23 protein-coding genes are annotated in these 19,201 nt (G+C 63.8%); 17 read left to right on the top strand and 6 right to left on the bottom strand.

Annotation, left to right across the window (positions count from 1 at the left end):
- The first annotated feature begins 139 nt into the window (after positions 1-139).
- The 4 genes from HJG53_RS05835 to HJG53_RS05820 all read left to right on the top strand — a co-directional run bounded on the left by HJG53_RS05835 (position 140) and on the right by HJG53_RS05820 (position 4,585).
- On the top strand, positions 140-781 hold the full coding sequence (locus HJG53_RS05835) for a hypothetical protein (RefSeq protein WP_171128525.1): 642 nt from the start codon (positions 140-142) through the stop codon (positions 779-781).
- A complete protein-coding gene (locus HJG53_RS18340; RefSeq protein ID WP_217352666.1) occupies positions 778-1,830 on the top strand; it encodes a hypothetical protein in 1,053 nt (350 codons plus the stop codon). The genes HJG53_RS05835 and HJG53_RS18340 overlap by 4 nt, the downstream gene beginning before the upstream one ends.
- On the top strand, positions 1,805-3,691 hold the full coding sequence (locus HJG53_RS05825) for an autotransporter domain-containing protein (RefSeq protein WP_171128523.1): 1,887 nt from the start codon (positions 1,805-1,807) through the stop codon (positions 3,689-3,691). Before HJG53_RS18340 ends, HJG53_RS05825 begins: the two co-directional genes overlap by 26 nt.
- Before the next feature lie 66 nt (positions 3,692-3,757).
- On the top strand, positions 3,758-4,585 hold the full coding sequence (locus HJG53_RS05820; RefSeq protein WP_171128521.1) for a 2OG-Fe(II) oxygenase: 828 nt from the start codon (positions 3,758-3,760) through the stop codon (positions 4,583-4,585).
- Positions 4,586-4,659: 74 nt separating this feature from the next.
- On the opposite strand, the gene HJG53_RS05815 is transcribed toward HJG53_RS05820, so the two are convergent.
- Both HJG53_RS05815 and HJG53_RS05810 read right to left on the bottom strand, forming a co-directional pair.
- A complete protein-coding gene (locus HJG53_RS05815) occupies positions 4,660-4,986 on the bottom strand; it encodes a hypothetical protein (protein WP_254447615.1) in 327 nt (108 codons plus the stop codon).
- A 20-nt stretch (positions 4,987-5,006) separates the two neighbouring features.
- Entirely contained in the window at positions 5,007-5,240 is a 234-nt protein-coding gene (locus HJG53_RS05810) for an McrC family protein (protein ID WP_254447571.1), read from the bottom strand.
- Positions 5,241-5,872: 632 nt separating this feature from the next.
- Here HJG53_RS05810 and HJG53_RS05805 point away from each other — a divergent pair.
- The 6 genes from HJG53_RS05805 (at position 5,873) to HJG53_RS05780 (ending at position 12,486) form a co-directional block, all read left to right on the top strand.
- Positions 5,873-7,450 carry a phospholipase D-like domain-containing protein gene (locus HJG53_RS05805; RefSeq protein ID WP_171128517.1) on the top strand — a complete coding sequence of 526 codons (1,578 nt, stop codon included), beginning with the start codon at positions 5,873-5,875 and terminating at the stop codon, positions 7,448-7,450.
- On the top strand, positions 7,443-8,384 hold the full coding sequence (locus tag HJG53_RS05800; RefSeq protein ID WP_171128515.1) for an NAD(P)/FAD-dependent oxidoreductase: 942 nt from the start codon (positions 7,443-7,445) through the stop codon (positions 8,382-8,384). Before HJG53_RS05805 ends, HJG53_RS05800 begins: the two co-directional genes overlap by 8 nt.
- An 80-nt stretch (positions 8,385-8,464) precedes the next feature.
- Positions 8,465-9,052: a hemerythrin domain-containing protein gene (locus tag HJG53_RS05795; RefSeq protein ID WP_171128513.1), complete on the top strand. Its 588-nt coding sequence runs from the start codon at positions 8,465-8,467 to the stop codon at positions 9,050-9,052.
- Positions 9,053-9,099: 47 nt separating this feature from the next.
- Positions 9,100-11,292: a catalase gene (locus tag HJG53_RS05790; RefSeq protein ID WP_171129639.1), complete on the top strand. Its 2,193-nt coding sequence runs from the start codon at positions 9,100-9,102 to the stop codon at positions 11,290-11,292.
- Positions 11,293-11,922: 630 nt separating this feature from the next.
- Positions 11,923-12,144, top strand: a complete 222-nt coding sequence (locus HJG53_RS05785) for a DUF2188 domain-containing protein (protein WP_171128511.1) — start codon at positions 11,923-11,925, stop codon at positions 12,142-12,144.
- A 75-nt stretch (positions 12,145-12,219) separates the two neighbouring features.
- Positions 12,220-12,486, top strand: a complete 267-nt coding sequence (locus HJG53_RS05780) for a GlsB/YeaQ/YmgE family stress response membrane protein (protein ID WP_171128509.1) — start codon at positions 12,220-12,222, stop codon at positions 12,484-12,486.
- 44 nt (positions 12,487-12,530) lie between these two features.
- Here HJG53_RS05780 and HJG53_RS05775 read toward each other — a convergent pair whose 3' ends face one another.
- Entirely contained in the window at positions 12,531-13,076 is a 546-nt protein-coding gene (locus HJG53_RS05775; RefSeq protein ID WP_171128507.1) for a DUF937 domain-containing protein, read from the bottom strand.
- A gap of 129 nt (positions 13,077-13,205) precedes the next feature.
- Between HJG53_RS05775 and HJG53_RS05770 the strand changes: the two genes are divergently transcribed.
- A complete protein-coding gene (locus HJG53_RS05770) occupies positions 13,206-13,589 on the top strand; it encodes a DUF3597 domain-containing protein (protein ID WP_171128505.1) in 384 nt (127 codons plus the stop codon).
- A 54-nt stretch (positions 13,590-13,643) separates the two neighbouring features.
- Here HJG53_RS05770 and HJG53_RS05765 read toward each other — a convergent pair whose 3' ends face one another.
- From HJG53_RS05765 to HJG53_RS05755, 3 genes are all read right to left on the bottom strand, one after another.
- Positions 13,644-13,844, bottom strand: a complete 201-nt coding sequence (locus HJG53_RS05765; RefSeq protein ID WP_171128503.1) for a hypothetical protein — start codon at positions 13,842-13,844, stop codon at positions 13,644-13,646.
- A gap of 57 nt (positions 13,845-13,901) precedes the next feature.
- Positions 13,902-14,120: an AlpA family transcriptional regulator gene (locus tag HJG53_RS05760; RefSeq protein WP_171129637.1), complete on the bottom strand. Its 219-nt coding sequence runs from the start codon at positions 14,118-14,120 to the stop codon at positions 13,902-13,904.
- Positions 14,121-14,197: 77 nt separating this feature from the next.
- Positions 14,198-14,659 carry a helix-turn-helix domain-containing protein gene (locus HJG53_RS05755; RefSeq protein WP_171128502.1) on the bottom strand — a complete coding sequence of 154 codons (462 nt, stop codon included), beginning with the start codon at positions 14,657-14,659 and terminating at the stop codon, positions 14,198-14,200.
- Positions 14,660-15,007: 348 nt separating this feature from the next.
- Between HJG53_RS05755 and HJG53_RS05750 the strand changes: the two genes are divergently transcribed.
- The 6 genes from HJG53_RS05750 to HJG53_RS05725 are packed head-to-tail and all read left to right on the top strand — an operon-like array spanning position 15,008 to position 19,199.
- Positions 15,008-15,352 (top strand): hypothetical protein, encoded by a 345-nt coding sequence (locus HJG53_RS05750; RefSeq protein WP_171128500.1) that lies wholly within the window; start codon positions 15,008-15,010, stop codon positions 15,350-15,352.
- Between the two features lie 26 nt (positions 15,353-15,378).
- Complete coding sequence (traL, locus tag HJG53_RS05745; RefSeq protein ID WP_171128498.1) at positions 15,379-15,666, top strand: type IV conjugative transfer system protein TraL; 288 nt, start codon at positions 15,379-15,381, stop codon at positions 15,664-15,666.
- Positions 15,667-15,678: 12 nt separating this feature from the next.
- A complete protein-coding gene (locus tag HJG53_RS05740) occupies positions 15,679-16,251 on the top strand; it encodes a type IV conjugative transfer system protein TraE (protein ID WP_171128496.1) in 573 nt (190 codons plus the stop codon).
- On the top strand, positions 16,251-17,009 hold the full coding sequence (locus tag HJG53_RS05735) for a type-F conjugative transfer system secretin TraK (protein WP_171128494.1): 759 nt from the start codon (positions 16,251-16,253) through the stop codon (positions 17,007-17,009). The genes HJG53_RS05740 and HJG53_RS05735 overlap by 1 nt, the downstream gene beginning before the upstream one ends.
- Positions 17,002-18,324 (top strand): TrbI/VirB10 family protein, encoded by a 1,323-nt coding sequence (locus tag HJG53_RS05730; RefSeq protein ID WP_171128492.1) that lies wholly within the window; start codon positions 17,002-17,004, stop codon positions 18,322-18,324. Before HJG53_RS05735 ends, HJG53_RS05730 begins: the two co-directional genes overlap by 8 nt.
- Positions 18,321-19,199 carry a DsbC family protein gene (locus HJG53_RS05725; protein WP_171128490.1) on the top strand — a complete coding sequence of 293 codons (879 nt, stop codon included), beginning with the start codon at positions 18,321-18,323 and terminating at the stop codon, positions 19,197-19,199. The genes HJG53_RS05730 and HJG53_RS05725 overlap by 4 nt, the downstream gene beginning before the upstream one ends.
- The last annotated feature ends 2 nt before the right edge of the window (positions 19,200-19,201 follow it).

The following is a 19,201-nucleotide window of genomic DNA, read 5'->3' as shown; positions in this document are numbered from 1 at the left end:
ACTGCCTCCTAGAATGCAGGCGTCAAGCATGTTCAATGACTTGCTTCCGCCGTGATAGCCCCCCTGAACAGGGGGTGCATGATCTCCCAAAGACCGGTTAGGCGCCAGTTGCTCGCGGTATTACGCGCGCGGGCGCTTGATGGGGGCACTGCCAGAAATGACCGGAAAATTTGCGAGCAACGCATTGTTGAACACCACGACCGCGATCGTCGGCACGTTGGGGTCTGCTGCCTTGCTGGCGGGATTTCCTGCACCTGCGTTCGGTCAGGTCACAGGTTCCGAAGAGATACCCGGAAGTCCGGACGGAGCCGAGAACGGGTCGAACTCCGACGGCACTTCCGTCGAATTCGTGGACATCTCCGGCGACGGTACGTCGGTCATCGGCTTTCACAATAAGGTGGTCGGGAACAAGTCTGTTCTCGAAGCCTGGGTATTCACCCCGACCGGCGCGACGAAACTCGCAGCGCCAACCGGTTACCTTCACTACGTCGGCTATGGCATATCCGATGATGCCTCGGTGATCGTCGGCGAGGCCAAGCCGACCGCACGCACGGATTTCAGCGGCATGGTGGGGGTAAAATGGCTGAACGGCACGCCCACAATCCTGGCACAACCTACCGGCGCTGGAAATTACAAGGCAGTCGCCGTCAGCGGTGACGGCAACGTGATCGGCGGTCTGGCAGTATATCGGGCTTCAACATCCCGATCCTGTGGACGGGCCCCGCCGCTCCAGAGCAGCTGCTTCAGGTCGGCACGACCAGTCCAGTGCAGAATGGCGTGACCTTCAACGCCGAAATTACCGGCATCTCACGGGATGGCTCGGTCATCGCCGCTATCGGCGGGCGCGGCCAGCAGCGGGACGCAAATGGGACCATCGTTGGGCCAAACGTCCAGGCGCTGCGGTGGACCCGCGCCACCGGCTTTGTCGAACTGGGCGTTCTTGCCAGCCATTCCGCCGCCGGCGCGAGCAGTTGGGCGAACGACATTTCGGTCGATGGCGGAACAATCGTCGGCTATTCGCAGCAGGGCGGCGTGATGGGCAACGACCTGTTCAAGAACGATAACCAGATCGCCATCAAGTGGACCCAGGCGGGCGGCATGGTCGCCTTGCCAAAGCTGACCAACCAGGTCGCATCCTCTGCCTACGGGGTGAATGCAGATGGCAGCGTGATTGTCGGTGAAGCCCTTGTTCCCGGACAGCCTATCGGCACGCTGGTGATCAACGAATCCCACGCCGTGCGCTGGAATGGCGCAAACGCGCAAACGGTTGCGGCATGGCTGGCCGCCAATGGCGTGGCCAATGGCACGAACCAGTACCAGAAGGCCCTGGGCGTCAGCGACGACGGCAACGTGATCGTGGGCTCTGGCATCATTAACGGGCACAAGCAGGGCTATATTGCCCGCGTTGCCGGAGCGGCCCCGTCACCGACGCCTACTCCGACACCCACGCCGACTCCGGCACCCACGCCGACTCCGGCACCGACTCCGACTCCGACTCCGACACCTACTCCGGCGCCGACGCCTACTCCGACTCCGACGCCCGCGCCCACGCCCACGCCCACGCCGACTCCGACACCCACACCAGGGCCGGTGGCTATCAGCGCCCCGACGCCGGCCCCCATTGCTACGGCAGTTCCCTCGATCACCGGCGATGATCTGCTTCCGGGTGGTCCGGGGAGCGGCAATGTCCGTTACAACAGCATTTCCGGAGACGGACGCGCCATTGGGACCTCTGACGGGTTCATCATAACGGGCTCAGGGCGTTACAAGGTTTCCTCTGCCCGACAGTTTTTCAACCAATCAGATGACGATAAGCGGTCTTTCCAATGACGGGACCGTAGCCGTCGGATCCTATGCTGCCACCTCCCAGATCACTGCGGCCTTCCTGTTCCGCAATGTCGATGGCACGGGAACATCGGTCAGGCTGGCGGGATTTGACGGCGCGGTAAATGTCCAGGCGCTCGGCGTTTCGGCGGATGGGCGCGTGGCCGTGGGCTTCAGCTCGCCGGAGTCCAGCGCCAGCGCAAGCACTCGCGCGGTCATCTGGATAGACGGCGGTCGCGCCAGGCCGATCACGTCGAACGGATTCGCCTATTCGCTGGCCCGCGCGGCCTCAGCCGATGGATCCGTCGTCACCGGAGAGGCTTCGGGAGGCGGCTTTGATGGCCAATTTTCGGCCTTCCGCTGGACCCAGGCAGGCCAAATGGTGTCGCTGGGAGCGATCGGCCGCTACGGTGAGTCGTTCAGTTCCTCCGGAAACGACATTTCCGCAGATGGCTCGGTCATCGTCGGGAGCTCAACCGCTCCTACCGGTATGGTCGCATTCCGATGGACACAGGCGGGTGGGATGGTCGCGCTTGCGTCCCTGCCGGGACAAACGCGATCAGTCGCAAACGCTGTAAGCGCCGACGGCGCGGTCATCGTCGGCACCTCGTCTGCGGGTTTCACCGACTCGGCAGTTCGCTGGACGGCCGCTGGCACCCAGTCGATCGCCGACTGGCTCGCCGTTGCGGGCGTGAACAACGGCGCGAATATCTATAACAGTGCGGCCGATGTGAGCGCTGACGGCACGATGGTGATCGGGCACGGGAACATCAACGGCACCAGCCAGCCCTATCTTGCGAGGGCCGCAGCCGGATCACCCGCTCCGACGCCAACGCCAACGCCAACGCCAACGCCCACGCCGACACCGGCTCCGACACCAACGCCGACACCCACTCCAACTCCGGCACCGACACCCGCTCCAACACCAGGAACCGGCGTCATCGGTCTCGACGACTTTGGAGCAACCGTGATGCAGGCAGCGCCCAATCTAGCGTTGCAGGGTGGGCTTGGGCTGATGATGTGGGGGGCACATCACCGGATCCTCACCGATTATGTGCAACCGGGCCGCGGCTGTGCGTGGACCGTGCTCGATTATCGCCGGGATGGCCGCAATGATGGGGATTCCACGTTGGCCGAAGCAGGCGCCTGCGTTGACGCCGGCCCGCTCCGGCTAGGGGCTGGCATCGGCTATGACCGGTCGAATTCCGATCTGCCGCTGGGCGGCAGGCAAAAGCTCGAAGGCTGGCATGGCGTGGCCGAGGCCGACCTGCGGCTCGGCCAGAGCGGCGCTGTGATGAGTGCGACAGCGATCTATGGTGACTGGAACGTCAACCTGCGTCGCAACTATCTCAACGGTACGAACACCGACACCAGCACCGGATCGACTGACGCCCGTGGGCTTGCCCTGCGCGCTCGGCTTGACTGGTTTGACATCGTGGGAAGCGGCCGCTTCGGACTGACCCCGACGATCAGTTACACTTGGAGCCGGGTGACGGTCGATGGCTATACCGAGACTGGCGGCGGCTTCCCGGTCACTGTCGGTCGCTCCAGTGACAAAGCTTCAGAAGGGCGCCTGGGCCTGACCGGTCGCTTCGCCCTGGCCGAGCCAACCACGCTGCGCCTGCGCGGGGAGTATATCCACCGCTTCGACCGGTTTGACGGTGGTCCGGCCTTCCAGATCATCGGCACTGGCATGGGGGGTGCGGGCGGCGTCTATGCGGTAGACCGCGACCATGCCCGGCTGGGCGCGGACATCGACCAGCGGATCGGGCGCAGTGGCGTGCTCTCTCTCTCGGCACACAAGAGCGTGGGCAACGCGGGAGGCAATCCGTTCTCGGTCAGCGCCTCGCTCCATTTCGGGTTCTGACCGGCGGTTCCTGTGCGCGGGGCTACTGTCCGGCGCGCAGGAACCTGTTCGATCGACAGGGACAGAATGCAATTCGCTGAACCGAGCTGGCAGGAATGGATCGCCAGGAACCTCTCCGCAGGCTGCGATCCGGCGGACATGCAAGTCCGGATGATTGCCGCCGGATGGAACGAGGCGGATGCACGGGCAGCCCTTTCCACTGGCATCGCGCAGGTGTTCCCCGACCTGACGGCACCCGTCGTGGCACTGCCGGTTGTGCCTGACACCGGAATGATCCGGTGCGAGGATCGCGAGATCAGAGTGACCTTTCGACTCCAAAACCCCGCCATCGCGCTCTGTGAAAACGTGTTGTCTGAGGAAGAACGAGCTGAATTGCTGAAGTACGCGCAGGAACGGGGGCTGCAGCCATCCACGGTAGTGGATGAGGTCAGCGGTGACAATTTGCCCCATCCGGAGCGGACGAGCTCAGGCGTGATGCTGGACCGCTCCGAGACCGGCTTGATCTCCCGGCTGGAGCGACGTCTTGCAGCGCTGACTGACTGGCCAGTCGTCAACGGCGAGGGTCTGCAGATACTTCGTTATCGGAAGGACGAAGAATACCGACCGCACTTTGATTCCTTTCCAGATGGTGCCGGCGGTGCGGTTCATATTGCGCACGGCGGCCAGCGTGTGAATACCGTGCTGATCTATCTGCAGAGCCCGGCATCGGGCGGCGCTACAGCCTTCCCGTCTTGTGGCGTCGCGCTGTGCCCGCGGCCCGGATCAGCGGTGATCTTTCGCAACGTCGACCTTGCTGGCCGACGTGATCCCGCGAGCCTGCACGCGGGATTGCCGGTCGTAGAGGGCGAGAAGGTCATCATGACATATTGGCAGCGCGCGGGCGCGTTCGCATGACCATGCGATCAGGGGCGGTGACTTGCCGTGTTCGGTACCCGCGAGTGAATCACCCGAAGCTGCTATGTTGACCCCTATGCAGGCGACGACTCTATGGGTCGAAGGCACAGATGGCCGAGCGACAGACGCTTCCTCAGCTGGCCGATCGCCGCCTGGGGCTTCGAGAGCGAAACCGTCCCAACCGCGATCCGGCTGTCTGCGGTCCCGTTGATCTGATGCACGCAGGTCAACCCGGCCGCTTCCGATCCGAGCCCCGCGTGGTGGGGGTAGAGGAGCAGCAGGCGTTCGCCCTGGTAGACGTGAGCGTAGGCCATCATCTGGTAGACGTCGGCTTGGCCGACGCCGTACTTTGGATCATCGATCGCGCCCTTGAGGCGCTTCCATTTGGTGTCGATCACCAGCAGTGGCGCGCCTCGGCTGGCTATCGTGATGTCCGGCTTGGCGGCAAAGCGGCTTTGCCCCGTCTCGAGGTCAGCCGCGCATAGCCCCGTGGACCCTGCAGGCGGACCTCAAAGCCGGTTCCAGACAGGGCGCGGGCAAGGCTCCGTCCGACGAACTCCTCGAACAGCTTGTTCATCTCGAACAGGAGCGAGAAGCCCCGAACGTCACCGCTGCTCGTCGTATGGAAGCGGTCGCCGAGCAGCAGCTTAACCAAGGAAAGCAGTGCGCCCAGCGAGCGGTTGGTTCGGTCGATAACCACCTGATGCCCACGGAAGGGCTTTGACAGGCAGCGCGGTGATGTCGGCGAAGGCAGAGCTAAGCTCCGACTGTCGCTGCTGGTTCTCCCGCCCCCTCGCAAACCTCCCGTCTTGCCAATTTCCTGTGAACACCTTGCCCCCCCGTACGTTGAGGGCCAGATCGTCAGTGAGGCAACTCAGCAGGTGCATAGCCTGACAATCGCGGAGTGAGGTCAGCTTGCATATCTCTCCTGAGCTGCCCCTGCTGCCGCTTGAACCAATTCCGGAAGCCACACTGATTATTGCCGGGAGCGCGGGCCGAACATGCCGGAGGTTTCTCGGACTGAACGGCCCAAGTTCCGAACCGGTCACTCTCCTTTCGGGTTGAGGCAGTTCCGGCTCCCTCCGTCTAAATGGCGATGCGGAGGCGACCTCTGATGAGCGTGCGGCTGGACTGCTTTAGGAACCGCCTTTTCCTGGACGCGCCATCACTTTGCTCCGGTAGCCTCTCGCAGAAGCTGGTTAGCTTGCGCGTACAACCAGGTCCAATGCAGCCCCTATCCGATCAAAATATTCTTGTGCGACGCGCGAGGTGAGCTAAGAGCTCATGATGAACGATGAGGAGCGACATGATCGGCGCGCGGGCCTTACGAGCCTGGAGCCAATCGTTGCGATGGGACGTAACTGCTGGCGCATCGAAGCTTGTCGCCGAGCTTCGGTCATTGTGGACGCAGCCGATTATTATCATCTCGTACAAAAGGTCATGGCAGCGGCGCGCGACCTCATTCTGGTGATCGGCTGGGATTTCGACACTCGCATTCAACTGGAACCAAGCCGGGGCTCGTCGAAAAGCACGCTTGGGCAATTCTTCCTCACCTTGGCCCGGAAAAAGCCAGATCGCCGAATAGCGATTCTTAAATGGAGCTTCGGCGCAAAAAAGCAGCTCTTCCGGCCGACCGCCGCGCTGATGCTATGGAAATGGGAGCGAACGAAGGCGATCGATTTTCGGTTCGACAGCGCTCACCCGCCAGGATGCAGTCACCATCAAAAGATAGTGGTGATTGACGACAGTCTGGCTGTGTGCGGCGGAATCGATATTTCGACCGCGCGTTGGGACACTTGCGAGCACGCCGATCGGGACGAACGCCGGCGGCTGCCAAACGGCAAGGCTTATGCGCCGTGGCACGATGCGACGATGATGCTGGAAGGCCCGATTGCTTCGGCTCTCGGGTCTCTCGGCTGCGACCGCTGGCATCGGGCAACAGGGATGGACCTCTCGCCCCCGCACTCCCCAGCTGACTCGCTGTGGCCTGACGAGCTTCCCGTGCAGTTCGTGAACGTCGATGTCGCCATCAGTCGAACGCGCGCCGAATATCAAGGCGCCAGCGAAATCCGCGAGATCGAAGCGCTCTATCTCGACATGATCGCGGCCGCGAAACGCTTCATCTATTTCGAGAACCAGTATTTCACGTCCGCCAAACTGGCTGCAGCCATCGCCAAAAGGTTGCAGGAAGAAGAGCCGCCAGAGTTTGTCATGGTCATGCCGCGCCAGGCTGACGGTTGGCTCGAGCAGAAAGCGATGGACGGCGCGCGAGTGCGCCTTGCTTGCGAGATCGCCCAGGCTGATCGGCAAAACCGGTTCCGCATCTATGTGCCGATGACGCGCGGAGGCACCGACATCTACGTCCATGCCAAAGTCTCGATCGTCGACGACCGCCTGATACGAGTGGGCTCGTCGAACCTTAACAATCGCTCGCTCGGGCTGGACAGCGAATGCGACGTGGTGATCGATGCGGCCTTGCCGGCCAACCGAGAAACGGTTCCCGAGATTGCACGCTTGCGCACGCGGTTGATCGCTGAGCACCTCGCGGTTGAGCCTAAAGCTTTCGCGCATGAGTTTCAGCAACGTGGATCACTGGTAGACGCGATTGAAGCGATACGTGGACAAGGCAAGACCTTGGACCTGCTCGATCTTACCAAGCCGGGGCCATTGGACCAGTTCATCGCTGACAACGAACTGCTCGATCCTGAGAGCGCGGATAGTTTTTTGGACCCTATCGGCGAACGTGGCTTGCGACGTCACTGGCGAGAAGGGCTCAGGCGGATCCGGTCGCGGAGACTCGGGACATCGAGCAATGCCAACAACCCCCTCAATAGTGCGAATAGGAAAGAGCCGAGCGATGAGTAATAAGGCCAAGAACTACGAAGTCATCGTTGTCGGGGCTGGCCCTGCTGGACTCACGGCTGCGCTCTACCTCGCTCGCTTCCGGCGCAAGGTGCTTGTCATCCACGATGGCAACAGTCGCGCCTTGCGGATACCGACCACGCATAATGCGCCGGGTTTTCCGGATGGCATTCGCGGGACTGAGCTAATCGAGAGAATGACGCGTCATGCCGTCGAGTTCGGCGCGAAGATTCTCGAGGCGAAGATTACCGATCTTGAGCAGTCCGAGGGTGGCTTTCGGCTGGTTGGCGAGGACGGGCGCGCATGGAACAGCCGCAGCGTCATCCTCGCCAGCGGAATATTGCTCAATCAGGTCGACCTGCCCCCCGATCTACATGAACAGGCGATCGAAGCAGGGGTTTTGCGGTACTGCCCCATATGCGACGGCTTTGAGCATTCCGATGCACGAATCGGTGTCATCGGCTGCGACAGCAATGGAGCGGCCGAGGCGTTGTTCCTTCGGCAGTATTCGGCCAACATAACATTGATGCCGCTCGGCTATCCGGAGTTGTCTCCTGAACAGTCCCGGGAGTTGCGCGGAGCCGGGATCGCGGTCGAGACAGGCGCGCTGACCTTACTTGAGCCTCATGTCGATCACATGGCCGTCCACCTTGAAGATCGCGATGAGCCGTTACGGTTCGATGTCATCTATCCCGCGCTTGGTGTTCGGCCGCGTGCCGAGCTCGCCTCACGCGCCGGCATCACCCTCGAGCCCGATGGCTGCATCCCGGCCGGTTCCGTGAACGACAGCGGAGTCGCAGGGTTTTTTGCTGCTGGTGACGTGACGGAAGGGCTTGACCAGATAAGCGTCGCAATGGGGCATGGTGCGGTCGCCGCCACCAACGCCCATAATTGGCTGCGAGAGCAGGATTCTCACACACTTCAGGCAGAGGACTAGCCCGAAACTGCTTTATTGCGTGCAGAGGCGGAACGTGCATACTGGTGACCGGTTCACAGGAAGCAACAGGAGCGCGTGACATGCCCAAATCCAAGAAGCTGAAATCATCCGCTTCGCCAGCGCCATCAAAATCCGAAGAGCGGTATTCGCGAGCCAACAAAACGAGCAAGGCCAGCAGGCTTACGCCGCCGGCCGAAGCCCCCAGAGAGGCCATCGCGTTGCTAAAGGCCGACCACCGCGAGGTCGAGGATCTGTTCAGCCGATTCGAGAGCGCGGCTGGTGACGCGGAAAAACGCGATCTTGCCAACGCTATTTGCGTCGCGCTGAAAGTTCACGCCCGTCTCGAAGAAGAGTTGTTCTATCCTGCTGCGTTCGGCGTTCTCGAGGACAAGACCCTGCTCGACGAGGCGCAGGTCGAACATGCCAGCGCCAAGGATCTTATTGCGCAGATCGAGGCTGGTGCACCTGGAGAAGCATTCTTCGACGCGCGAGTACAAGTTCTGGCCGAATACGTCGCACATCACGTGAAGGAGGAGGAGAGCGAAATCTTCCCTCAATGCGCGCGCAGCAAGATTGACCTCGAAGCGCTTGGGGTCCGGATGAAGATGCGCAAGCAGGAGTTGATGACGGGTTTCGCCGTTTCCAATCCGATACTCGCCCTTTCCTGATCCTCGAAGCTGATTGGAACCCCGCTGTGGCCCGGAATCCCAAGAACATGACGCCCCCCGCCATCAAGAGCGGAGAGACCCCGCGCAAGGCTCCCAAGGTGCCGCCGGGCGCCGAGATCTCCCAACGCTATGCGGAGCCACAAGGCGCGGGTGGCGAGACGCACCAGGTCGCCGGCAAGGGGGTGGCCACGCTCACGACGCAGCAGGGCATCCCGGTTGCCGACGACCAAAACTCTCTGAAGCAGGGCGCGCGCGGGCCTATCCTTCTTGAAGACGCGCACTACCGCGAAAAGATATTCCACTTCGATCACGAGAGAATTCCCGAACGCGTGGTGCATGCCCGCGGATACGGCGCTCATGGCTTCTTCGAGCTTACCGAGTCCTTGGCAGACGTTACCCGCGCCGATGTCCTCCAGCGAGTGGGGGAGCGTGTCCCAGCCTTTGTCCGCTTCTCGACGGTTGCCGGCAACAAGGGCTCATTCGACCTGGCGCGGGATGTGCGCGGGTTTGCTGTCAAGCTTTACACCAACGAGGGTAACTGGGATCTTGTCGGCAACAACATCCCCGTATTCTTCATCCAGGATCCGATCAAATTTCCGGATCTCGTGCATGCCGCCAAGCCTGAACCCGACCGGGAGTTTCCCCAGGCACAGACCGCGCACGATAATTTCTGGGATTTCATCAGTCTCACGCCCGAGTCGATGCACATGATCATGTGGACGATGTCGGACCGGGCGATTCCGCGGTCGTATCGCTTCATGGAGGGCTTTGGCGTCCACACCTTCCGGTTGCTTGATGCGGACGGCAATTCGACTTTCGTGAAGTTCCACTGGAAGCCCAGACTGCGCCTCCAGTCGGTCGTCTGGAACGAAGCGGTGAAGATCAATGGAGCCGATCCCGACTTCCACCGCCGCGATTTGTGGGACGCAATCGAAGCGGGCGATTTTCCCGCCTGGGACCTGGGAGTTCAACTGTTCAACCAGGATTTCGCGGATAAGTTCGATTTTGATGTATTCGACCCCACGAAGCTTATTCCCGAAGAAATCCTGCCCGTGCGGACAATCGGCCGGCTCGTGCTTGACCGGGTGGTCGACAACTTCTTCGCCGAAACCGAGCAGGTGGCGTTCTGCACCCAGAACGTGCCGCCTGGGATCGACTTCAGCAACGATCCACTGCTTCAGGGCCGGAACTTCTCCTACCTCGATACGCAGCTCAAGCGCCTCGGTGGACCCAACTTCACGCACATCCCCATCAATTCGCCGCGTTGCCCGATGGCGCACTTCCAGCAGGATGGGCACATGGCCATGCGCAACCCGAAGGGGCGCGTGAATTACGAGCCCAATAGCTGGGGCCCCCAGATGGGCGGTCCACGCGAGGATCCCGTGCGCGGCTTCCGCAGCTTTGTCGAAGTGAACGGCGAGCCCAAGCAGCGGCTCCGTGCTGAAAGTTTCGCGGACCACTACAGCCAGGCGAGGCAGTTCTATATCAGCCAGACTCCGATCGAGCAGAAGCACATCGGTGACGCGCTCGTCTTCGAGCTGAGCAAGGTCGAACGACCCGACATCCGGGTGCGGGTTGTCTCTCATCTTCTTAACATTGATCAGGAGCTCGCTCAGACCGTCGCTAATGGGCTGGGGGCAGTGCTACCGAAGCCGGCGCAAGCTGCCATGCCCACGCGCCACGACCTCGACCCTTCGCCGGCGCTGAGCATCGTGGTCAACGGACCGGAGGGTTTTGCGGGGCGGAAACTCGGAATTCTGGTGACCGACGGTACCGATGCATCTTTGTTTGACGCGCTCGTCGAAGCGGTAACTGCCGCTGGCGGCACCTATGAAGTAATCGCGCCCAGAATCGGCGGCGTCACCTTATCCAACGGAGAAGGGCTCGCCGCCAAGCATATGATCGACGGTGGGCCATCGGTGCTATTTGACGCGGTTGCGGTGATCCCGTCGATGAACGGTGCCCATGTCCTGGCGGCAGACGCGCCCAGCCGCGATTTCGTGAGCGACGCATTCGCTCATTGCAAGTTTTTGGGTCTCAGTGAGGGCGGTACCGCGCTCATGACGGCTGCGGGGCTCGGGGAAAAACTGGACGAAGCCTGCATTGGGCTTGATGCGCCGGGTAAGGCCTCGCAGTTCATCGAGGCATGCGCACCGTTACGGTTCTGGCAACGCGAACTTAGTGTTGACCTCGACGCGAAGCCAGCGAGACCTCGTAACGGAAAAAGGAAATCGAAATAGCCTAACTGCCTCGGCAGCACGCGAGCACTTGAAAATTCAACACGTCGAGTGGTTGACGCATCTTCGCTGCACCAGATGAAGCGGATTTTCGCGCATCATGCTGACAAGCGGGAAAGTTGCTGGACAACCCTACCAGATCGGCTGGAATCCTCGGCTTGCAGCAGACGTTCGAGCCCCCGCGCTGCACATCGCGTGGGCTCCGGCGCGACGTGGGCGCGGACTCCGGTAGCCCCTTCGATCCGCTCGGCGAGAAAGCGCTACAAGCGCTCCGCCGTCGGTAAGAGTTATACCGTCCTCCAGAACTTTTTCCTAGACCGGGCGGCATGTCGCCCATGACGTCGCCGACGATTTGCACGATGTGATCGATGTGTTTCAACCATACGGGCAGGAACTCGACGCCTTGGTCCTTCAACACCCGCGGCAAACCGGTCGCCATTTCAGTCCGCCGATGTCGAGCTTGGGCCGCGATCATCTCCTCCCAGCTGAGCCGCGACAGTCGGCTTTGGAGATTGGCGACGTTTTCCCTCTAGGTCTCGCGCTCGGTAAGAGAGCTCCAACGCTGGAATTGGTGCGCGCTTGCAATCCTTCCGCCAATGCGACAGACTTGCGGTTTCCTCGGGGAGAGAGCGAATGGCGCGAGATACCCATCGAATAATGCCGCACAAGGATGGTTGGCAGGTCAAGCGCGACGGCGGCAAGCGAGCAAGCCACGTCACCGAAACCAAAGCCGAAGCGGAAAAGATCGGCCGGGAGATCAGCCGCAACCAAGGTACCGAGCTCAGCATCCACAACAAGGACGGACAGATCGGCAGTTCCGACAGCCACGGGAATGACCCTCGCGGACGAGGCTGACGTCGCAGATATCGTACGCAACCACGGTTGCTAGCCAAGCCACGACGGGTCGCGTCACGGTTACGGAGTGAAGACATGGGATGGATTATCGCGCTTATTGTCGGCGGCGTTGCGGGCTGGCTGGCCAGCATGGTGATGAACCGCAATGCCTCAATGGGCATCTTCTGGAACATCATAGTTGGCATTGTCGGATCGCTGATTGGCAATTTGATCGCCGGCCCGCTGCTGGGGATTAGTGGCAGCGTGCAGGAGTTTTCGCTTACTGGACTGATCGTTGCGTTCGTCGGCGCGGTGATCCTGCTCGGAATCGTGAATCTCGTGCAGCGCAAACAAATTCGCTGATCGGGACGGGTGGGCGCTCGCGCCCACCCTCCTGACCACCGCGACTAGCGGCGTCCTCCAAGGATCGAGCCGAGTACTCCGCCCAGTCCTCCGCCCATGCCGCCGGCGGCATTGCCGCCGCCCATGCCGCCGAGCACTTGGCCGAGCACAGCGCCCAGCCCACCGCCGCCCTGGCCCGTCCGGCCGGACTGCGAGGACAGGTAGCCCGCGACCAGCATGGCGAGGATCGGCAGCATCTTCTTCAGCAGCGCCGGATCGAGCCCGGTCGATTGCGAGGCTTCACCGGCCACCTCGCGGCTGACTTCCTTCGAGCCGAAGATCTCGCCGAGGATGTCGTTGCCCTTGTTGACCGGGGTCGGGGCGGGGCTGACGACCTCGCGCGTCAGGTCGGCGCCGCCGAGCGACTCCAGCACCGCGCCGAGCCCGCCCAGTCCGCCCATGCTCGCACCCCCGGCGCGTTGCCCGAAACCGCCGAGGATCGAGGGCAGCAGCGCCGCCGCGCCGCGCTGGGCTTCGGCTTCGGAGATGCCCAGCTGGCCGGCAATGGCTTCGATGCCGCCTTGCGAGCGAAGGATGTCGTTGAGGTCCATGGTCGTCTCCAAAATGGCTTGCCGGCTGGTTGTAGGCGCTTGCCGACGCTTGGCAACTTGTCGGCACATGGCGCTTGCCATCGCCCGGGCCGGGGGCCACGCTCCCTGTCCCCCAAGAGGAGTACCCCCATGAGCATCTTCAGCAAAATCAAGGACGCGATCTTCCCCAAGGCGCGCGCCGCCACGCCTCCCGCCGGGACCGGCGCCCCGGGCGGAGGCCTCTCCCCGCAGCCCCGGCCGGCGGCGCCCGTCGCGGTTTCCGAAGTGGACGTCGAGCAGACCCTGGCGGCGATGGCCGAGGGCAAGGATCTCAACTGGCGGTCGTCGATCGTCGACCTGATGAAGCTCATCGGGGTCGATTCGAGCCTCGACAACCGCAAGGAACTGGCCCGCGAGCTGGGTTACACCGGCGAGCTCGACGGCAGCGCGGAGATGAACATCTGGCTGCACAAGGCAACGATGCGTGAGCTCGCGGCCAACGGCGGCAAGGTCCCCGCCGAACTGCTGGACTGAAGCCGGGCCGGCCGACCCCGCCGTGTGGCGGGGCCGGCTTGCTCGATCAGCTTCTTACCGGGCGACGGCCACCGGGCCCTGCGCGGCATCGGTGTAAACCTGGTAGGATTCGCCGCCCGAGCAGGTTGCTGTGATGGTGCCGTCGGCGCCCCGTTCCGCGCTCGACACTTCGGCGCAGGCCTGGCCGCTCGCGGTGATGACCTCGCCGGCAATGCGCGAGGCAAAATTTGCGCTGATCTTTCCGGTCGGAATCAATGATATCTGGCCCCCAATTTTAGGGGTATAACGGGTCCGCGCCAGCGGACAAATCCTTTAAGAGGTGCCGGCAACGCTTCGGATCCAGTCATCAATCTCGGACTCCACCCAAACGGTACATTTCGGGCCAAGCGAACGGGATCGCGGAAACCGGCCATCGCTCATGCGCTGATAGATTGCGGATCGCCTCAGACCGACCCGGGCCATCACCTCGGGCAAGCGCAGAAGCCGCCCGGGCGCGAGCCGCGAAGGATGGGCTTCGATCGACAGCGGCATGGCATCATTGCTCTGGGGAAGGGCATTCATTTGTCGTCCAGTCGTTAGTTAGCTCGGTCCCCTCCGAGGCAGATCGGTTAGCGGCTCAGCGACATCGCGAGGTCGCGGCCCACAAAGTCATCGATATGCTTGGCCAACATCCGCGCCACGAGCTGTGACGTGCCGTTGGCCCAGCGCGGCCTGACGTCTTCGACTCGTCGGCCCAGCGTGCGCTCAAGATGCGCTGGCAGGGCGCTGATGAACTCTTCGAGGAACTCGCCCATCTCAGTGCGCATCCATTCGCAGGCCAGGTCTTCCTGCCCTGTCAGCGCGAGCACGAGGGTCGCGCGCGGACTCGCACCGCAGGCGACAAGGATACGCGCTGCTTCATCGAGGCCGATCGGACGTTCGCCGCGCAGGACGCGCAGAAGGGTTTCGCGGTGCATGCCGACTTCGCGGGCGATCTGGTGCCGCGGCTTGTCGGCGCACTCGACGGCATGGGCCAGGGTACGCGCGATACAGTCGTTCGCGTGACCGGTGGGGGACGTTGGCTGATACATGGCACGACTCTTCTGTTGGTGTGGTGAGTCGCAGGCATATCGCGAGAGCTATACTGTAGGAAAACGAAAAGAACACATAGGGAACATCTCGTTTCTAGGCGGATCATGCCGAGGCAGCGATTCGCCGGTGATCCCCGGCGCATCGCACGGAGCTTTCCAGCGGTGATTCCCTGCTAAGCGGTTGAGATCAGCGGGACTCTCCGCCAGCGCCACCAGCGGTTCGTCCATATGCGTCCGCGGTGGCCGGCAATGCACCGGCACCTATTTCCTACAACCGTTTCCTAGATGCATGTGGAACACACAGCGAACGAAAGAACGCTGCGTTCACCCCTCGAAGCGGAGCTTCACATGCAGTCTCTCAGCCTCCCCCGGCGCTTCGGCGCAAGCGGCCTCGGCCTCAATCGCGTTGGCAGGGCCGCCAACATTGCCATCCCCGTCGCCATCGCCGCACTCGCGGCCGGTGCCGCCTATGCCGGCGCCGACACGACCTTCACCCCGGCGCTCACCAAGTTCACCGACTTCCTCGAAGGCTCGGGCGGCAAGATCATCACCGTCCTCAGCCTCGCGGGCGGCCTGATCGGCCTCGCCTCCGGGCGCTTCTCGCTCAGCCAGGTCGCGGTTCCCGTCGGCGTCGGCATCGGCGTGGGCACGGGTGTCCCGATCGTCACCTCGGTCGTGACCGCGGTCATCTGACGGTCGGGCAGGGAAGGCGCGTCGCCATGGCGGATCGATACATCATTCCCCGTCGGCTCGACGATCCGGAGCTCATCGGCTTCTGGACCATCGACGAGTTCGCCGGGATGATCGTCCCCTTCACCTGGGGCATCCTCAGCCAGCATATCTTCATCGGCATCGTTGTCGCCTTCGGCGCCTGGTTCGCGCTGCGAAAGGCAAAAGCAGGACGCGCCAGCTCCTGGCTCACCCATGCCGCATATTGGTATCTGCCGGCCGGATTCCTGGGCCTCCGTGCGACGCCGCCTTCCCATTGCCGCCTGCTTGCCGGTTGAGGGGAGACACCCATGTTCGCCGACATTTCGCACGAGCGCCAGCAGTCGCTGCTGAGGCAGCGCAACCTGTTCGCGCTGACCAGCGCCGGCCTCGCCGTCGCGCTTGCCGTAACAACGAGCCTCGCGGCGACCCGTGACCGCGAGGTGGTGCTTCTGCCGACGCTGCCGAAGCAGCTGACGGTGAGCAGCGCCGGGGTCGAGGCCGACTATCTCGAGCTCGTCACCCGCGACACCGCGCTCGTCCTCCTGAACCGCAGCCCCGAGGGCCTCGACTACTGGATGAGCGAGATCCTGAAGCTGGCCGATCCGGCCAGTCACGGCCGCCTCAAGGCAGAGCTCATCCGCATCGTCGAAGAGCAGCGCGGCTCGGACGTGACCCAGGCATTCGTCATCCGGACGATGACCGTCGATCCGAAAGCGCTCACGTCCGAGGTCACGGGCACGCTCAAGACCTTCGTCGGTGCGCAGGTCATCGCCAGCGAAGAGCGCCGGTTCCGCTTCAGCTGGACCTACCGGGGCCTGCGGCTCGCGCTCTCGGGCTTCGTCCAGCTGCCACCCCAAGACAAATCCAAGGAGGCCCAGTGATGGCTTACCAACGCAGGAGGCTTGCGCGCGGCGCGCTGCCCAGCCTGACCGCGATGCTCGCGCTCACAAGCTTGCCGGCGCATGCGGCCGACCAGTTCAAGCAGGCGGCGGACGGCGCCGGCATCGAGTGCTCGGTCTCGGCCCGCGAGCTCACCCGCTTCGCGCTCGTCGGCGACCAGTTTGCGAGCGTGTCGAAGATGTCAACCGGCACGCCGTACAACGACTTCGCCATCACCAACGAGCCCATTCGCGGCGACATCTACGTCTCGGTGCCCGAGACCTATGCGGCCGGGTCGATCAGCTTCTTTGCGACGACGAAGAAAGGCTTCGTCTACAAAGTCTCGTGCCGGGTCGAGCCGATTCCGGCGGCGCAGGTGTTCATCACAAACCCCGCGATCGCCACCAACCGGGCCGCGGAATGGGAGAGCGAAACCCCACTCGCGACCAGCGCCGTCCGCCTCGTGCAGGCGATGGCGAACGACCGGACGGTCGAAGGCTTCGAGGTGCGGCAGGCGAACGACCTGCCCGCGCGCGCCGGCGACCTCGAGATCCAGCTTGTGGCGGAATACCGGGGCGCCAGCCTCGCCGGCAAGGTCGTCCGGATCACTAACCGCGGACGCAAGTCCATCACGCTCGCGGAGCGCGACCTCGCGCCCCGCGACACCCTCGCCGTGTCGATCGTCAACCCGACGCTCGAGCCCGGCTCCAGCACGACGGCCTTCGTGGTCGGCGCCAACGGGGAACGCAGCCATGACTGACTTGCACCAGAATCCCGCTCCGCTGCAGGCCGAGCCCGCCTCGCCGTCGGAAGTGGCCGGCCTCAACGCCCGGACCGCGCGCCGGCAGAGGCTGCTGCTCGGTGGGATCGCCGCCGTGGCACTGGTCGGCGGTAGCTGGTTCATCCTCGGCGGGGACGAGGACGGCGCGTCCGACGACCCGCAGGCGGCGCAGACCATCGATACCGCCGGACTCGTCAACCGCGACCTCTCGCAGCGCGAGTTTGTCGCCAGCTACGGCAACCGGCTCGACGCGGTGACGCGCGAGCAGAAAGCGCTCAAGGAATCCGCCGTCCCGCGCAGCGAGGTCGAGGCGCAGCTCGCCGCGCTCAAGGCAGAAAACCAGGCCATGCGCGTCGACGGGCAGGCCGCGATCGACGCGATCTCGGCCGAGAACGCGGACCTCAAGTCGCGGCTCGCCGCGCAGGTTTCCGCGCCCGCACCGGCAACGCCGCCCCCGGCCTATGGACCGCAGGCGGGCAGCTATGATGCGCGCGGAACCACCCCGCCCACCACAGCGGCAGGCGGCGGCGAGGCGATGATCCCGTCACCGGGAGAAGTGAAGCTGCTGAGCTTCACCAGCGAGAAGGCCGGCGCAACCGGGCTTCGAGCGGCACGCCCGGAGGCGCCGCCGGTCGTGGTCGAGGACTCGCCCGATTACCTTCCGCCCAACTCCTATGCCCCGGCGCGGGTGATCGTCGGCGTCGACGCCTCCGCGGGCGTCGCCAGCCAGACCGATCCGCTGCCGGTCGTGCTGAGGATCACCGGGCCGGCGCGGTCGGTCATGCAGAACGGGAAGGTGCTCACCACCCGCATCCAGGGCTGCGTGGTCAATGGCGCGGCGCGCGGGGACCTCTCCTCGGAGAAGGTCTATGTGAAGCTGGCCCGCATGACCTGCGACCAGCCGGGCGGCCGGGTGGCGGTGAGCGAGGTCAAGGGCTTCATCAGCTTCGCCGGAAAGTCCGGCGTGCGCGGGCGGGTCGTGAGCCGCGAAGGCAGTCTCGTCAGCCAGGCGCTGCTCGCCGGGATCATCGGCGGCTTTGGCCGCGGCTTCTCGGCCAACGCCACCAGCCTGTTCTCCGGCATCACCACCAACCCCGACGGCACACGCGGCCAGCTCTCGGCCGGCGATATCGTGACGGGCGGGCTCGGCCAGGGCGCCGCCGACGCCGCCGATACGGTCAGCAAATATCTGATCGAGCGCGCCGAACAGTACCAACCCGTCGTCGAGATGCCGACCGGCATCGATGTCGAGATCGTGTTCCTCGACGGCGTCTACGTGAGGAATTCCCAATGACCCCCGACGCGATCAAAGCACCCAACAAGCCGGCCCGCCGCTGGCTGCGCCCTGCGGCCGAACTCGCTGCCGTCGTCGCCATATCGGCCGCCACCGGCTGGGGCGTAGCCAGCCTGGCAGCGCCGACGGCCGCTCCCGACACCGCCACGGTGCGCGCAGCGCTCAAGCTCAGGCTTCCGAAGACGCCGATCGACGCGATCGACTGCTCCGGGCTCGGCGGGCTGTGCGAGGTCGCCTCCAAACAGACGCTCTTCTACGTCGACCGGGCGGCCAAGTATCTCGTGATCGGCCGCGTCTACGACATGGAGGCGCGCCAGGACCTGACCGCCGCGCGGCTGCTGGCGCTCAACCCGGACCTTCTCACCGCCGGCGCGGCACGCCGAGAGGCCGGAGAGGACGAGCCGCCGCAGCAGCGCCCCAGCGTGCCCACGCGGGTCTCGCTCGCCGGGCTGCCGGCGAACGGGGCGATTACCTGGGGTCCGGCGGATGGGCCGAAGGTGGTCGTCTTCTCCGACTTCAATTGCAGCTACTGCAAGAAGCTCGAGGGCGAGCTCAAGGCGATCGGCGCGCGGGTCGAGGAACGCCCGATCTCGATCTTCGGCGCGGAAAGCCGCCAGGTCGCCGAGCAGGTGCTCTGTTCGCCCCGGCCGGAGATGTCGCTGCGCATGGCCTATTCGGGCCTGGCGCTCGCCAATCCCAAGCCGTGCGACACGAGCGGCCTCGACGCCAACGAGGCCTTTGCCAAGGCGCACGGCTTCGGCGGAACGCCGGTGATCGTGCGGCCGTCCGACGGCGCCGTGCTCGAAGGCTATCGCCCCGCGGCCGCGCTGCGCGAATTCCTCGGCGCCGCTCCCCGCCAGACCAGCAAAGGATGACC

The sequence above is a fragment of the Sphingomonas sp. ID1715 genome, assembly GCF_013044515.1.
Taxonomy (GTDB): Bacteria; Pseudomonadota; Alphaproteobacteria; order Sphingomonadales; family Sphingomonadaceae; genus Sphingomonas_B.
This window is presented reverse-complemented; position numbering and strand designations above follow the sequence as displayed.

Coding starts and splice junctions, on each gene's coding strand:
- HJG53_RS05835 (WP_171128525.1), top strand. CDS start 140: ATGGGGGCACTGCCAGAAATGACCGGAAAATTTGCGAGCAACGCATTG.
- HJG53_RS05825 (WP_171128523.1), top strand. CDS start 1,805: ATGACGATAAGCGGTCTTTCCAATGACGGGACCGTAGCCGTCGGATCC.
- HJG53_RS05820 (WP_171128521.1), top strand. CDS start 3,758: ATGCAATTCGCTGAACCGAGCTGGCAGGAATGGATCGCCAGGAACCTC.
- HJG53_RS05805 (WP_171128517.1), top strand. CDS start 5,873: ATGAACGATGAGGAGCGACATGATCGGCGCGCGGGCCTTACGAGCCTG.
- HJG53_RS05800 (WP_171128515.1), top strand. CDS start 7,443: ATGAGTAATAAGGCCAAGAACTACGAAGTCATCGTTGTCGGGGCTGGC.
- HJG53_RS05795 (WP_171128513.1), top strand. CDS start 8,465: ATGCCCAAATCCAAGAAGCTGAAATCATCCGCTTCGCCAGCGCCATCA.
- HJG53_RS05790 (WP_171129639.1), top strand. CDS start 9,100: ATGACGCCCCCCGCCATCAAGAGCGGAGAGACCCCGCGCAAGGCTCCC.
- HJG53_RS05785 (WP_171128511.1), top strand. CDS start 11,923: ATGGCGCGAGATACCCATCGAATAATGCCGCACAAGGATGGTTGGCAG.
- HJG53_RS05780 (WP_171128509.1), top strand. CDS start 12,220: ATGGGATGGATTATCGCGCTTATTGTCGGCGGCGTTGCGGGCTGGCTG.
- HJG53_RS05775 (WP_171128507.1), bottom strand. CDS start 13,076: ATGGACCTCAACGACATCCTTCGCTCGCAAGGCGGCATCGAAGCCATT.
- HJG53_RS05770 (WP_171128505.1), top strand. CDS start 13,206: ATGAGCATCTTCAGCAAAATCAAGGACGCGATCTTCCCCAAGGCGCGC.
- HJG53_RS05760 (WP_171129637.1), bottom strand. CDS start 14,120: ATGCCGCTGTCGATCGAAGCCCATCCTTCGCGGCTCGCGCCCGGGCGG.
- HJG53_RS05755 (WP_171128502.1), bottom strand. CDS start 14,659: ATGTATCAGCCAACGTCCCCCACCGGTCACGCGAACGACTGTATCGCG.
- HJG53_RS05750 (WP_171128500.1), top strand. CDS start 15,008: ATGCAGTCTCTCAGCCTCCCCCGGCGCTTCGGCGCAAGCGGCCTCGGC.
- traL (WP_171128498.1), top strand. CDS start 15,379: ATGGCGGATCGATACATCATTCCCCGTCGGCTCGACGATCCGGAGCTC.
- HJG53_RS05740 (WP_171128496.1), top strand. CDS start 15,679: ATGTTCGCCGACATTTCGCACGAGCGCCAGCAGTCGCTGCTGAGGCAG.
- HJG53_RS05735 (WP_171128494.1), top strand. CDS start 16,251: ATGGCTTACCAACGCAGGAGGCTTGCGCGCGGCGCGCTGCCCAGCCTG.
- HJG53_RS05730 (WP_171128492.1), top strand. CDS start 17,002: ATGACTGACTTGCACCAGAATCCCGCTCCGCTGCAGGCCGAGCCCGCC.
- HJG53_RS05725 (WP_171128490.1), top strand. CDS start 18,321: ATGACCCCCGACGCGATCAAAGCACCCAACAAGCCGGCCCGCCGCTGG.